The following is a 15,265-nucleotide window of genomic DNA, read 5'->3' on the forward strand; positions in this document are numbered from 1 at the left end:
ATAATTATATAATTTTTTTTGGAGGATCTTTTGAATAGATCAGCAATTTTTGTTTTAGAAGATGGAACAAAATTTTATGGTCAGAGTGTTGGTATAAATTCTTCTTTTTTTGCAGGAGAAGTCGTTTTCAACACGTCTATGACTGGTTATCAAGAAATTATTACTGATCCTTCTTATTATCATCAAATTGTTGTTTTTTTATATCCGCATATTGGAAACGTAGGAATAAACAATAATGATGTAGAATCTAATAGTATCTATGTAAAGGGACTAGTTGTAAGAGATATTTCATTAATATCTAATAATTTTCGTAGCGAAGAAACATTTTCATGTTATCTTAAAAAGAATAATATTGTAGCTATTTCAAATATAGATACAAGAAAATTAGCACATATTTTACGTATAAAAGGAACGCAAAATGGTTGTATTTTTACAGGAAATAATCCTGATTATAATTTAGCATTAAAAATAGCACGTAATACTAAAAAATTAAAAGGTAAAGATTTAGTAAAAACAGTTACAACTAAAAAAATATATACTTGGACAGAAAAAACCTGGATTAAATCAACAAAAAAACTAGAACAAATTAATAAAAAATTTTGCTATAAAGTAATAGCTTATGATTATGGAATAAAATATAACACACTAAGAATGTTATCTGATAGAGGATGCGATATTACAGTAGTACCTGCACAAATGTCAGCTGAAAACGTTTTAAATCTTCAACCAGATGGTATTTTTCTTTCAAATGGCCCAGGAGATCCAGAGCCATGTCATTATGCTATAAAAGCAATAAAGATTTTTTTAAAAAAAAATATTCCAATTTTTGGTATATGTTTAGGACATCAGCTATTAGCTTTAGCAATTGGTGCAACTACAATAAAAATGAAAATAGGACATCATGGTAGTAATCATCCTGTGAAAGATTTAAAAAATGATCGCGTCATGATTACTTCGCAAAATCATGGATTTACTGTAAATAAAGAAAATTTACCAAATAATATTTGTATCACGCATATTTCACTTTTTGATAAAACTATTCAAGGTATTCATCATCTTTCTAAGCCAGCTTTTGGTTTTCAAGGGCATCCAGAAGGTAGTCCTGGTCCACAAGATTCTTCTTCATTATTTGATTATTTTATTGAATTAATGAAAAATTATTGTAAAAAGAAAAAAACTTAAGAGAGTTATAATGAATAATCGTATAAATATTAAATCTATATTAATTCTTGGTGCCGGGCCAATTGTAATTGGCCAAGCATGTGAATTTGACTATGCTGGAGTACAAGCGTGTAGGGCTTTACGTGAAGAAGGATATCGAATAATTTTAATTAATTCTAATCCAGCAACTATTATGACAGATCCAGAAACAGCAGATATAATTTATATTGAACCAATACATTGGAAAATAGTAAAAAAAATTATCAAAAAAGAACGTCCAGACGCGATTTTACCAACTATGGGAGGTCAAACTGCATTAAATTGCGTATTAGAACTTCATCATAATCATGTATTAGATAAATATAACGTAAAAATGATTGGAGCTACCATTAAAACTATTGAAAAAGCAGAAAATAGACAACTCTTTGATAAAGCAATGAAAAAAATTGGATTAGAGACAGCAAAATCAGGAGTAGCTCATTCGTTTAAAGAAGCTTTATTAGTCTTAGAAAAAATAGGTTTTCCATGTATTATTCGACCATCTTTTACTATGGGTGGAACGGGAGGAGGAATAGCATATAATTTAAAAGATTTTAAAAAAATTTGTGATAATGGATTACTGTTATCTCCTATTAAAGAATTAATCATTGATGAATCTTTAATTGGTTGGAAAGAATATGAAATGGAAGTTATGAGAGATAAAAAAGATAATTGTATTATTGTTTGTTCTATAGAAAATCTTGATCCTATGGGTATTCATACAGGAGATTCAATAACGGTTGCACCTGCTCAAACATTGACTGATAAAGAATATCAAATTATGCGAAATGCTGCAATTTCAGTTTTAAGAGAAATTGAAGTAGAAACCGGTGGTTCTAATGTACAATTTGCTGTAAATCCGAAAAATGGAAAATTAATTATTATTGAAATGAATCCTCGTGTATCACGATCTTCTGCACTAGCATCAAAAGCTACTGGTTTTCCAATAGCTAAAATTGCTGCTAAATTGGCAGTAGGTTACACTTTAGATGAACTAAAAAACGAAATTACGGGTAATCAAACACCAGCTTCTTTTGAACCAACTATTGATTATGTAGTTACAAAAGTTCCAAGATTTAATTTCGAAAAATTTATTGGAACAAATAATCGTTTAACTACACAAATGAAATCAGTTGGAGAGGTCATGGCAATTGGTAGAACTTTTCAAGAATCAATTCAAAAAGCTTTATGTAGTTTAGAAATTGGTATTTCTGGTTTTGATCAAAAAGTATTTCATTATGACGCTAAGGATATAAAGAAAATTAAATATGAATTAAAAAATCCAGGTTCTGATCGTATTTTATATGTTGCAGATGCTTTCCGAGCGAAAATTATTATAGAAACAATTTTTAAATTAACAAATATTGATTATTGGTTTTTAACACAGATAAAAGAGTTAATTGATATAGAAGAACAAATTAAAAGTAAAAAATTAAAAATTTTTAACTTAAAAACGTTAAAGTTTTTGAAAAAAAAAGGATTTTCTGATGCACGTATAGCATTCTTAAAAAATACAACAGAAAAAGATATTCGTGAATTACGTTACAAATTAAATGTACGTCCTGTTTATAAAAGAATTGATACTTGTTCCGCAGAGTTTTCAACTAATACTGCATATATGTATTCAACTTATGAAGAAGAGTGTGAATCTAATCCTAATAAAAATTCTAATAAAATTTTAATATTAGGTGGTGGTCCAAATAGAATAGGACAAGGAGTAGAATTTGATTATTGTTGTGTACATGCTGCATTAGCTTTAAAAAAAGATAATTTTGAAACCATTATTATAAATTGCAATCCAGAAACTGTATCTACAGATTACGATATTTCTGATCGTTTATACTTTGAACCAGTAACTTTAGAAAATGTTTTAGAAATTGTTCATCTTGAAAAACCAAAAGGAGTAATTATTCAATATGGAGGACAAACCCCGTTAAATTTAGCAAAAAGTTTGGAACTAGAAAATGTTACTATCATAGGAACAAACCCAAAATCTATTGACTGTGCAGAAGATCGTCAAAAATTTCAAAAAATTATTTATGAAATAGGGTTAAAACAACCTAAAAATGCAATTGCTAACAATATAAAAGAAGCAATAGAAAAAACAAAAATTATTGGATACCCTTTAGTTATTCGTCCATCCTATGTATTAGGAGGACGAGCAATGCAAATTATTTATAATGAGATTGATTTACAAAAATATTTTAAAGAAATGATGTTTTCTATTAAAGATTATCCCATTCTTCTTGATCAATTTCTTGATAATGCGACAGAAGTTGATGTTGACGCTATTTGTGATGGTAAACAAGTATTAATTGCTGGAATTATGGAACATATTGAACAAGCTGGAGTACACTCTGGAGATTCTGCATGTTGTTTACCACCATATACTTTAAATAAAAATATTCAAAATAAATTACGTAAACAAGTAGAAAAATTAGCTTTCAAATTAAATATTTCTGGTTTAATGAATGTTCAGTTTGCTATTAAAAAAGATGTCCCATATTTAATTGAAGTCAATCCACGAGCTGCTAGAACAATACCTTTTGTTTCAAAAGCTATCGGTATTCCATTAGCGAAAATCGCAGCACGTGTTATGATTGGAAAATCACTAAAAGAACAAGGTATCTTAAAAGAAATTTTACCTCCATATTTTTCAATTAAAGAAGTAGTTTTGCCTTTTAATAAATTTAAAGGAGTTGATCCAATTCTTAGTCCAGAAATGCGTTCTACTGGTGAAGTTATGTCTATTGGTATAACATTTGAAGAAGCTTTCTCTAAATCAATGTTAGCTACTCAATCCTTTTTTCAAAAAAGAGGTCGCGTTTTGTTATGTTTAGGAAAAAAAGAAAAAAACAAAATTATTAATTTAGCTAAAAAATTGATAAATTTAGGGTTTCAATTAGATGCTACACCTGAAACAGGTAAAATATTAAAATATGAAAACATTAATGTACGTATTTTAAATTCAAAAAATACAGACAAGTTAAACATTTTTAATTGTATAAAAAATCGTGAATATGTTTATATTGTTAATATTGAAAAAAAAATAAATGCTTTTGAAAATTCTAAAAATATTCGAATTCATGCTTTACAAAATCAAATTCATTTTGATACAACGATTAAAGGTAGTTTTGCTACTATTAGTGCTTTAAACTCAAATCCAATAAAAAATGTTTTATCTATTAATGAAATACATGCTAAACTTGAAAGATGATAGTTTATAGTAAAAAATATTATCTTTTTTATTTATGACGAATAAAGTTTATTATATAAAACTAATAATAATTAACAATTTTTATTGAAAAAAATGAAAAAAGTAATATAATTTTATCTGAATTGTTTAAAAATATAAAAAAATTTAAAAATATAACAAAAGGCCCCTTAGCTCAGCGGTAAGAGCAGGCGACTCATAATCGCTTGGCCGTTGGTTCAAATCCAACAGGGGCCATATCAAAATAACTTAGCAAAGTATTTAAAAATTTTTTTGTATTTTTAAAATATTAAAAATTAATTAAAAAACTGTTTTTAGTGACTTTTTAGATATTGTTCTATTTCAATAAAATATTTTTTATAATACTTGATTAATTATCAATTTTATCTAATTTATTTTTATGAATAGAATAAAATATAAAATTTTAAGTGTTATTTTGTGCATATGATAAAAATTTTTCTTCTTTTGTAAAAATTAATTAAATGAATTATTTTATTAATATAAAAAAGAAATTTTATTTTATATGTTTTTGGCGATACTTTATTGATGTTTTTTTTTATTCTATTTTTTCTGATACGTGTGATAGAATAATTTGGTGTTTCTAAATTTTTATCTGGTACAATGACTATTTTAACTCCACTAGATTTTTTTTCAAATAACACTAATATTGTTCTTTTTTCGTTTAGAAGATAAGAAGCAACATTAATTGGCACGATCACATTTACTGATTTTGTATTTTTTTTTACTGATTCTTCTTCAATTAATCGCAAAATAGACAAAGATAGTGATTTATAATCACGAATGACACCTTTACCATTGCAACGAGAACAAATATGATTATCAGATTCGCATAATGAAGAATTTAATCTTTGTCTAGACATTTCTAATAAACCAAATCGGGAAATATGACTAATTTGAATACGAGCACGATCTTGTCTAACTGCTTCTTTTAAACTATTTTCTATAAGGCGTTTATTTTTTATGGGAGTCATATCAATAAAATCCATGACAATCAAACCACCTAAATCGCGTAATCTTAATTGACGTGCAATTTCGGTTACAGCTTCTAGATTTGTATTAAAAGCAGTTTCTTCAATATCGTATCCTTTTGTTGAACGAGAGGAATTAATATCTATTGCAGTTAGAGCTTCTGTCGTATCTATAACAATTGATCCTCCTGAAGGCAATCGTACTTCTCTTTGAAAAATAGATGCAATCTGTGATTCAATTTGATAATGACTAAATAATGAAATTTCATTTTTATAAAGTTTAATTTTATTTTTAAAATCAGGACGTCCAAGAGCTGTAATATGCTGACGTGCTAAATCAAAAATTTTTGAGTTATCAATCAATATTTCTTTAATATCTTGACGCAAATAGTCTCGAAAAGCTCTTACAAGTACATTACTTTCTTGATGAAGTAAAAACGGAGCAGCGTGTTTAGAAGCTATTTTCTTTATTGATTCCCAATGTTGAATTCTGAAATTTAAATCCCACTGTAAAGATTCTTTAGTTTGTCCTAATCCTGCTGTTCGCACAATAAATCCCATACCTTTTTTAAATTCTAACAATGACATAATTTCTTTTAATTCATTTCTATTCTCTCCTTCTATTTGTCGAGAAATGCCTCCAACTTTTGGGTTATTTGGCATTAATACTAAATAACTTCCTGCTAAGCTAATAAAAGTAGTTAAAGCAGCACCTTTATTACCTCTAGCTTCTTTATTAATTTGTACTATTAACTCTTGTCCTTCAAATAAAACATCCTTTATATTATACCGTGCATTAATATTTGTTATTTTTTTAAAATATTCTATAGATACCTCTCTAAAAGGTAAAAATCCATGTTTTTTTCCTCCATAATCTACAAAAACAGCATCCAAACTAGGTTCAATTCTAGTAATTCTGCCTTTATAAATATTTGATTTTTTTTGTTCATGCTTAACATTTTCGATGTTTAAATCATATAAACGTTTTCCATCAACAATTGCAACACGCAATTCTTCTTTTTGAGTTGCATTTATTAACATTCTTTTCATTTTCGTTGCTCATTACTTCTTAACAATAGTTTTATTCCAAAAAATTTTTTCTAAAACACGTATTTATTTAATAAAAATTAAAAATAAAAATATTTTTAAGAAATTTAAAAAAATATAAATTACATTAAATTATGTATTTTTTTATGTAAATATTATAAAAACTTGGTATATAAAATTTTATATTTAGTATTTAATTCATCATTTTTTTATAAAAATAATGAAATTGTTTTTACACAAATTTCAAAAACAATAGGTGACAAACAAAAAACAATTATTAAATTATTTATATAGTATATAGTAAAGATTATTGTATAATTCTATAAAAAAAAAATTTTGTTCAGAGAGAAATAAAAATTTTTGTTTTGTAATAGTTAAGGTTTATTTAGAACGGTATGAAATTGAAAGCATTTAAAAGAATAATGATTTTTGATAGAAAAAATTCAGAACAACGTATAGATAATTTTTTAATTAATAAATTTAAAAATTTATCAAAAATTATGATTTATTGTCTTTTAAGAAAAGGAAAAATTAGAGTTAATTTAAAACGTGTTAAACCAAAATATAAACTTCAGTTTGAGGATAAAATATATACTAACATATCATCAAATTTAAAAAAAAAACTAAAAATTATATTGATATTAATAAAGTACTTTTTTTAAAAAACGTTATTATATATGAAGATAGTCATCTTTTAATTATAAACAAACCTTCTGGAATAGCTGTCCATGGAGGAAGTGGTTTAAATTTTGGAATAATAGAAGGCTTAAGAAGATTAAGACCAAATGATAATTTTTTAGAATTAGTTCATCGACTTGATCGAGATACTTCTGGAATTTTATTAATAGCAAAAAAACATTCTGCATTACGATTTTTACATGAACAGTTGCGGTTAAAAAGTGTTCATAAAAGATATTCAGCATTAGTTCACGGAGTATGGCCAAGTTCTATAAAAATTGTAAAACAACCTTTATTAAAAAATGTGCTTAAAAATGGTGAAAGAATAGTATCTATATGTAATACAGGAAAAATATCTGAAACACACTTTTATATACAAGAGCATTTTGTTTCGTCTACATTAGTTAGTATTGTTCCTATTACAGGTAGAACTCATCAAATTCGTGTACATTCTGCACATGTAGGATTTCCTATTATTTTTGATTCTAGATATGGTAATAAGTTACTTAATAAAAAATTGAATAATAAAAATAAACGTTTATGTTTACATGCTGAATATATTACATTTATTCACCCCTATACTCTTAAAAAAGTTACTTTTTTTGCTCCGATGGATAATCAATTAAAAACATTAATAAAAATGTTAAGAAATAATAAAATATAGTATACATAAATTCTTTATAGTTTATTTTTTAATATATATTTTGTCAGAAAAAAGATATGATATTTTTGATCAAAGTTTTATATTAATATATAATGAATCATTATCTTTTTCAGATAATTTAAAAACGACTTTTAAAAACTTTTAAATAAAAATTAATATAAAAGGAATAATATATTTATGGCAGTACAAAAAAATAAACCGAGCCGATCAAAAAGAGGAATGCGTAGATCACATGATTCATTAAAAAATAAGCTTTTATCTATAGATAAAGTATCTGGAGAAATGCATATTAGACATAGAATAACAGCAGATGGTTACTATCGTGGGTGTAAAGTAATAACATTTAAAAAATAAATTATAATATTATTATCTAGGTATATTTTGACATATTTAACTTTATCAATAGATGGAATGAGTGGTGATTTTGGACCTAAAGTTATTGTACCAGCTATAATACAAAGTCTAAAGTTGAATCCTAAATTTATTGTTTTTTTAATTGGTGATTGTAATATTATTAATTCTCTAATCAATAAAGAAGATTATCATCTATTAAAAAGATTAAAATTGATTCAATCAAATACTGTACTTTCTAGTGATATTAGCCTTTCAGAGGCTATTTTTAATAGCAAAGGTAGTTCAATGCGAATAGCACTAGAATTAGTAAGAGATGGAAAAGCGCAAGCATGTGTTAGCGCTGGAAATACAGCTATTTTATTAGGCTTATCAAAATTATTAATTAAACCTTTAAAGGGTATTCATCGTCCTGCCTTAGCAACTATATTACCTGCTATCATAGGCAATATTATTATATTAGATTTAGGTGCAAATATTATATCAGACACTAAAATGTTAGTACAATTTGCAATAATGGGTAGTATAATGGCAGAAACTGTACTGAATATTTCTTATCCCCGAGTTGCATTATTAAACGTTGGCAATGAAGAAAAAAAAGGATTAGCTAACATACGTAATGCTTCAAAAATTTTAAAAAATTTATCAAATATAAATTATATTGGTTATATTGAAGGTAATGATATTTTTGCTAAAAAAACTGATGTTGTAGTCTGTGACGGTTTTGTAGGAAACATTACATTAAAAACAATAGAGGGTATTTCTCAAATTTTTTTTACATTTATTAAAAATAGCAAAAGTTTAATGCCATATGAATTTAACTTCTTAGAATCTTTGACAAGAAAAAAAATTATAAGTAATTTTAGTTGTTTTAACACAGATCAATATAATGGAGCTTATCTTTTAGGTTTAAATAAACCCGTTATTAAAAGTCATGGCTCTGCTAACCAAAAAGCTTTTGCTATTGCAATAAAATATGCTGCAAAATCTATACTATTCAAAATTCCTGAAAAAATTTCTAATAAAATTTATAAAGCAAACATACCGTACTTAGGATAATAAATTTAATATGTTTAACAAAATTATAAAAACCAATTATTATTAGAAACGGAAATATTTTTGAGGATATTATAAATAATTTTTGTTAATATCTATATTTCTATTTATATAGAAATGAAAAATTGATATGTTACTAATTTAGATGAAACCATCACTTTTATAAGAACAATTATTATACAAAATCAATTATTATAAAATTTTTTTTAGTAACTATTTGTTTTTGTTATATTTCTTAAAAATCTCGATGTATTTTTTAAAAATTTTTAAATATTTATAATATATAGTATTTTATATTTTAACATTAGTATTATTTATATTAATTTTTTATATGTCCTAAGTATAACTAGTAAATAAATTAAAAATTATATATAAAAGATATAATTTATTATAAGTACAAAAATATTAATTAATTTTTTATTAAATATTATAATAATTTAATCTTATTAATCAATAAAGATAATTTAAGTCAACTAATATTAAGTTTTAAAAAAGCATTTCTAAAAATTTATATGTTAATTTTTTATTATTATAGTACTGAAAAATTTTAAAAATTTTTTTTATATCTATATTTTGTCTAAAGACAAGATATTAAAAATAATTCTTATAACATTAATTACTCTTAAGTACATTTTAAAAATAAATAATTTAAATTAATTGAAAATTGATAGATACCTTATAAAAAAAAATAAAAATAATTAAATATGTGAACAAAAAAGTCATTCATAAACACAAAAATTATTATGTTAAATCATCATAGCAACATACTTTTTTATATTCTGTAATTTAGATAAAGAAATAATAGTAACATACGAATGAAATAATTAATTTTATTAAAAATTTTTAGAAATATTTTTACTTAAAGTTCTTCTTTATTTATTTTTAAATAAAATGAGATATAAATTATGAAATCATTTGGAATGGTTTTTCCAGGTCAAGGATCTCAACATATTGGAATGTTATCACAATTAATATCAAAATATCCTGAAGTTCAAGAGACATTTGATGAAGCTTCATCAATTCTTGATAACAAAGATTTATGGCAACTGGTTCAAAACGGACCGAGAGAAGAATTGAATAAAACTATAAATACACAACCAGCATTATTATCTGCATCAGTTGCTATTTTTAAGATTTTAAAGAAAAAAAAAATAATTCCTCAAATAATGGCAGGTCACAGTCTTGGTGAATATTCTGCATTAGTTTGTGCTAAAGTACTAAGCTTTCATAATGCAATTAAATTAATTAAAATAAGAAGTGAATTAATGGAAAATGCTGTTCCAAAAGGAACAGGACTCATGATGGCTATCATAGGTTTAGAAAAAAAAATTGTTCAAAAATTATGCTTAGAAAATAAAAAAAAACAAGAAATCGTTGAAATTTCAAATTTTAATAGCCCATATCAAATAGTTATTTCAGGGAATAAAGAATCTGTTAAAAAAACAGGGATAGCTTGCAAAAATATAGGAGCTAAACATATTGTTCAATTACCCATTAGTATTCCATCACATTGTAGTTTAATGAAACCTATTGCAAAAAAATTTTCTCAATATTTAAAGAAAGTTGATTTTTATCCTCCTAAGATTCCAGTTATTAATAATGTAGATGTAACAATAGAAAATGATGTAAATATTATTCGTAAAAATTTGGCACGACAATTATATAAACCAGTACGTTGGATAGAGATAGTACAATTCATCACCAAAAAAAATATTGAAAAAATATTAGAAATTGGTCCAAAAAAAGTTCTAAATAAATTAATTGTATCTATTACAAATAGTATAGAAACAATATCAATAAATGATTATAAATCGTTATCATTAGTATATAAATTTATAAAGGAATAATTAATTATTATGAGTTTAAAAGATAAAATAGCTTTAGTGACTGGAGCAACTAAAGGTATTGGTAAAGCAATAGCAAAAAAATTAACAAAAAAAGGAGCAATAGTTATTGGTACTGCTACAACTGAGGATGGTGCTAAAACTATTTGTAATTATTTGAAAAATGAAGATAGGGGAATTGTATTAAACATTAATGATGATAAAAAAGTTGAATATGAAATTAATAGAATTCATAATAAATTTGAAAAAGTTGATATTTTAGTTAATAACGCAGCTATTCATTGTGATAAATTATTTTTTAGAATGAAATATACTGAATGGAAAAACGTTTTAGATACCAATCTATATTCTATATTTTTTATTACTAAATCAATATTACGTTATATGTTGAAAAAACATATAAAAGGACGTATTGTAAATATATCTTCTGTTGTAGCTAGCATAGGTAATATTGGACAAACAAATTACTCTGCTTCAAAAGCTGGTTTAATTGGTTTTAGTAAATCTTTAGCACGGGAAGTTGCTCCATTTGGAATTAATGTGAATGTAGTATCACCTGGATATATTGAAACTAATATGACAAATAATATTAAAGAAGATCAACGATCCGCTATTCTTAAACATATCCCGTTAGGTCGTTTAGGTAATGTAGACGAAGTTGCTAACGTTGTATCTTTTTTAGTCTCTAATGAATCTTCATATATTACTGGCGAAACTTTACATGTTAATGGTGGTATGTATATGGTCTGATTTATTTTAAAAAAATTAATAAAAATCATAAAAAATCGTGTATAATTTTTTGAAAAAAATTTTTATTAAAAACTTTCAAAATTTTATACACTATATAAATGATGATTTTATCAAGTTTTGAAAGGAAACTAAATAGCATGAGTGATATCGAGCAACGTGTTAAAAAGATTATTGCTGAGCAATTAGGTGTAAAAGAAGAAGAAGTAACTAATTCCGCTTCTTTCGTAGAAGACCTAGGAGCGGATTCTCTCGATACTGTTGAATTAGTAATGGCACTCGAAGAAGAATTTAATACTGAGATTCCAGACGAAAAAGCTGAAAAAATTACTACTGTTCAAGCAGCAATTGACTATATTAATAGCCATAAAATTCAATGAATTTTAACCAGGCAGTCTTTTCTTTGACTGCCTGATAATTTAAAATTAATTCTTGAGGAAACAATGTTTAAAAGACGAGTTGTTGTGACTGGTTTAGGAATATTATCACCTGTTGGAAATACTATAGATTCAACTTGGAAAAAAATAGTTGAAGGTCACAGTGGCATTACGTTAATTGATCATTTTGATACACATTTATATACAACGAATTTTGCTGGATTAATCAAAAATTTTGATTGTAGTTCAGTTATTTCAAAAAAAGATCAACGAAAAATGGATTTATTTATACAATATGGAATTGTAGCAGGTATACAAGCATGGCAAGATTCTGGACTCAAAATAGATGATAAAAAATCACAACGTATTGGAGTAGCAATTGGTTCTGGGATTGGAGGACTAAGATTAATTGAAAAAAATTACAAATTATTATTAGAAGTAGGACCACGAAAAATTAGTCCTTTTTTTGTTTCTTCTACTATTATAAATATGGTGGCAGGATATTTAAGTATTATGTATGGTTTACGAGGGCCAACTATTTCCATTTCTACAGCTTGTACTTCTGGATCTCATAATATAGGACAAGCCGCTCGAATTATAGCTTACAACGATGCAGATATAATGTTAGCAGGTGGAGCAGAAAAAGCTAGTACTCCGTTAGGTATCGGAGGTTTTGGGGCAGCTCGTGTACTTTCAACAAAAAAAAATAATCCTAAAAAAGCAAGTCGTCCATGGGATAAATATAGGGATGGTTTTGTGTTATCAGATGGAGCTGGTGTAATAGTTTTAGAAGAGTTTGAACATGCAAAAAAACGTAATGCCAAAATATATGCAGAACTAGTTGGCTTCGGTATGAGTAGTGATGCTTACCATATTACAACACCATCTATTAACGGTAAAGGAGCGATTTTATCTATGAGGAATGCATTGTCTGATGCTAATCTTGTTCCAGAACAAATTGGATATATTAATGCTCATGCAACATCTACTATTATAGGAGATGAAGTAGAAGCTAAAGCAATAAAATATGTTTTTGGTGAACATTCAAAAAAAATTATGGTTAGTTCTACTAAATCAATGATAGGTCATCTTTTAGGAGCTGCAGGTGCAGTAGAATCGATTTTTTCTATTTTAAGTTTACGTGATCAAATTATTCCTCCAACTATTAATTTAGATAATAAAGACACAAATTGTGACGATTTAGATTTTGTACCTCATATTTCAAGACAAGTTAAAGGATTAAAGTATGTTTTATGTAATTCATTTGGTTTTGGAGGAACTAATAGTTCTTTAATTTTTAGCAAAGTTAAATGATATTACTTTTTATATAAAAATACCTTAACAATTACAATAATGCATATAGATAATTAAATAATTGAATTAAAAAAAATAAACAATAGTATTCTTACATTTAATACTGAAACAATATTAAAAAAGGAAAGCAATGAAAGGAAAATTTTTAGTAATTGAAGGTTTAGAAGGATCTGGAAAAACTACTATACAAAAAGTAATAAAAAATATTTTATTAAATTTAGGAATAAAAAAAATTATTTTAAATCGTGAACCTGGAAACACAATAGTAGGAGAAAAAATACGTTATTTAATAAAAAAAAAAATGCAGAAAAAATTTTTGAAGATACAGAGTTATTACTATTTTATGCGGCACGTGTTCAATTATTTCATAAAGTAATAAAACCAGCTTTAAAAAAAGGAAAGTGGGTGATTAACGATCGTCATGATCTTTCTTCTCAAGCTTATCAAGGAGGAGGTAGACGTATCAACGATGAAAAAATAAAATTTTTAAAAAAATTTTTTTTGAATGATTGTAAACCTGACTTAACTTTTTATCTTGATGTATCACCAGAAATAGGTTTAAAAAGAGTTTATCAAAGGGGGGAATTAGATCGAATTGAAGAAAATGAATCTTTAAATTTTTTTATTCGTACTCGTCAAAAATATTTAGATATTGTAAATCAAAAACAATCAATGTTATTAATTGATGCTACGCAGCCATTTAAAAAAGTAGTTTTTTCCGTAAAAAAAGAGTTAAAAAAATGGATGATAAAAATGAAAATATAGATCAATATAGTTGGTTAAAAAAAATTTATAGAAATATGGTATATCAATATAAAAAAAAAAAATATCATCATTCAACTATTATAGAAACTATTGATGGTATGGGTGATGAAATATTAATTTGGAATTTTAGTTGTTGGATTATGTGTCAAAATAATACGAGTTATGATATATCTTGCAAAATATGCCATCATTGTAGATTAATGAAAAAAAGAAATCATCCTGATTGGTATTGTGTAGAAGCAGAAGATAAAAAAAAATTAATTAGCGTTGATATTATTAGAAAATTAATTGAAAAACTTTTTAATTATGCGCAACAAGATGGTCCTAAAATAGTTTGGTTTCCTTTTGCTGAACAGTTAGGTAAATCTTCTATGAATAGTTTATTAAAAATATTAGAAGAACCACCTTCTAATACCTGGTTTTTTATTTCTTCTAAAAATTTTTCTTATTTATCAAATAGTATAAAAAGTCGTTGTTTTAAAATATCTCTTTTGTATTTTAATGAAAAAGAAAATTTAAATTGGTTAAAAGCAAAAACACAAAAATGCGAAGTTGATTTAATTACTGCTTTACGATTATGTGGAAATGGACCTATTGCTGCTTTTTCTTTTTTGTCTAATGACATTTTATGGAATAAAAGAAAAATATTATTTTTTAATATCATGATTTTTTTTAGAAAAAAAATTTTCCAAGAAATATTTACTATACTTAATGACGATCAATTAATATTATATACTTCTTGGTTATTAACTTTTTTTTTAGATTTTATGAAATGGAAAGTTAAAGCAACATACCATATAACTAATTGTGATTGTATTAATATTTTTAAAGAAAATAAAAATTTTTTTTCCTATAGTATTTTATATAATCTTACAAAGATTTTAATAAATGCACGTAAATTTTTAATAAAAATCAGTGCTATTAATCGTGAATTAATTATAGTAAAATTGTTATTAGATTTTGAAGAAATCATAAATTTATAATAAAATAACTAATATAAAAAACTAAAAAACTATTTA

Annotated in this window: 9 protein-coding genes, 1 tRNA gene and 3 pseudogenes; 12 read left to right on the top strand and 1 reads right to left on the bottom strand. The window is 25.2% G+C overall.

The window, feature by feature from the left end:
• The first annotated feature begins 30 nt into the window (after positions 1 to 30).
• From carA to TGUWTKB_RS02890, 3 genes are all read left to right on the top strand, one after another.
• Complete coding sequence (gene carA / locus TGUWTKB_RS02880; protein WP_041063372.1) at positions 31 to 1,182, top strand: glutamine-hydrolyzing carbamoyl-phosphate synthase small subunit; 1,152 nt, start codon at positions 31 to 33, stop codon at positions 1,180 to 1,182.
• A 10-nt stretch (positions 1,183 to 1,192) separates the two neighbouring features.
• Positions 1,193 to 4,417, top strand: a complete 3,225-nt coding sequence (gene carB / locus TGUWTKB_RS02885; protein WP_041063373.1) for a carbamoyl-phosphate synthase large subunit — start codon at positions 1,193 to 1,195, stop codon at positions 4,415 to 4,417.
• Between the two features lie 161 nt (positions 4,418 to 4,578).
• Positions 4,579 to 4,651, top strand: a tRNA-Ile gene (locus TGUWTKB_RS02890).
• A gap of 281 nt (positions 4,652 to 4,932) precedes the next feature.
• Here the strand turns inward: TGUWTKB_RS02890 and rne are convergent.
• Positions 4,933 to 6,453: pseudogene (gene rne, locus TGUWTKB_RS02895) on the bottom strand (ribonuclease E); the annotation flags it as partial.
• 392 nt (positions 6,454 to 6,845) lie between these two features.
• On the opposite strand from rne, the pseudogene rluC reads away from it, so the two are divergent.
• The 9 genes and pseudogenes from rluC (at position 6,846) to TGUWTKB_RS02940 (ending at position 15,229) form a co-directional block, all read left to right on the top strand.
• Positions 6,846 to 7,792 (top strand): annotated as a pseudogene (gene rluC / locus TGUWTKB_RS02900) (23S rRNA pseudouridine(955/2504/2580) synthase RluC).
• Positions 7,793 to 7,969: 177 nt separating this feature from the next.
• Positions 7,970 to 8,146 (top strand): 50S ribosomal protein L32, encoded by a 177-nt coding sequence (gene rpmF, locus TGUWTKB_RS02905; protein WP_041063374.1) that lies wholly within the window; start codon positions 7,970 to 7,972, stop codon positions 8,144 to 8,146.
• 27 nt (positions 8,147 to 8,173) lie between these two features.
• On the top strand, positions 8,174 to 9,202 hold the full coding sequence (gene plsX / locus TGUWTKB_RS02910; protein WP_041063375.1) for a phosphate acyltransferase PlsX: 1,029 nt from the start codon (positions 8,174 to 8,176) through the stop codon (positions 9,200 to 9,202).
• A gap of 902 nt (positions 9,203 to 10,104) precedes the next feature.
• Entirely contained in the window at positions 10,105 to 11,046 is a 942-nt protein-coding gene (gene fabD / locus TGUWTKB_RS02915; protein WP_041063376.1) for an ACP S-malonyltransferase, read from the top strand.
• A 9-nt stretch (positions 11,047 to 11,055) separates the two neighbouring features.
• Positions 11,056 to 11,793, top strand: a complete 738-nt coding sequence (locus tag TGUWTKB_RS02920) for a 3-oxoacyl-ACP reductase family protein (RefSeq protein ID WP_041063377.1) — start codon at positions 11,056 to 11,058, stop codon at positions 11,791 to 11,793.
• A gap of 137 nt (positions 11,794 to 11,930) precedes the next feature.
• Complete coding sequence (acpP, locus tag TGUWTKB_RS02925) at positions 11,931 to 12,170, top strand: acyl carrier protein (protein WP_041063378.1); 240 nt, start codon at positions 11,931 to 11,933, stop codon at positions 12,168 to 12,170.
• 63 nt (positions 12,171 to 12,233) lie between these two features.
• The gene (gene fabF / locus TGUWTKB_RS02930; protein WP_041063380.1) at positions 12,234 to 13,481 is read left to right on the top strand and encodes a beta-ketoacyl-ACP synthase II; all 1,248 of its coding nucleotides are present in this window, start codon (positions 12,234 to 12,236) and stop codon (positions 13,479 to 13,481) included.
• Between the two features lie 130 nt (positions 13,482 to 13,611).
• Positions 13,612 to 14,246: pseudogene (tmk, locus tag TGUWTKB_RS02935) on the top strand (dTMP kinase).
• On the top strand, positions 14,222 to 15,229 hold the full coding sequence (locus TGUWTKB_RS02940) for a DNA polymerase III subunit delta' C-terminal domain-containing protein (protein ID WP_041063382.1): 1,008 nt from the start codon (positions 14,222 to 14,224) through the stop codon (positions 15,227 to 15,229). The pseudogene tmk and the gene TGUWTKB_RS02940 overlap by 25 nt, the downstream one beginning before the upstream one ends.
• The last annotated feature ends 36 nt before the right edge of the window (positions 15,230 to 15,265 follow it).

The organism is Candidatus Tachikawaea gelatinosa, assembly GCF_000828815.1.
Lineage (GTDB): Bacteria > Pseudomonadota > Gammaproteobacteria > Enterobacterales > Enterobacteriaceae > Tachikawaea > Tachikawaea gelatinosa.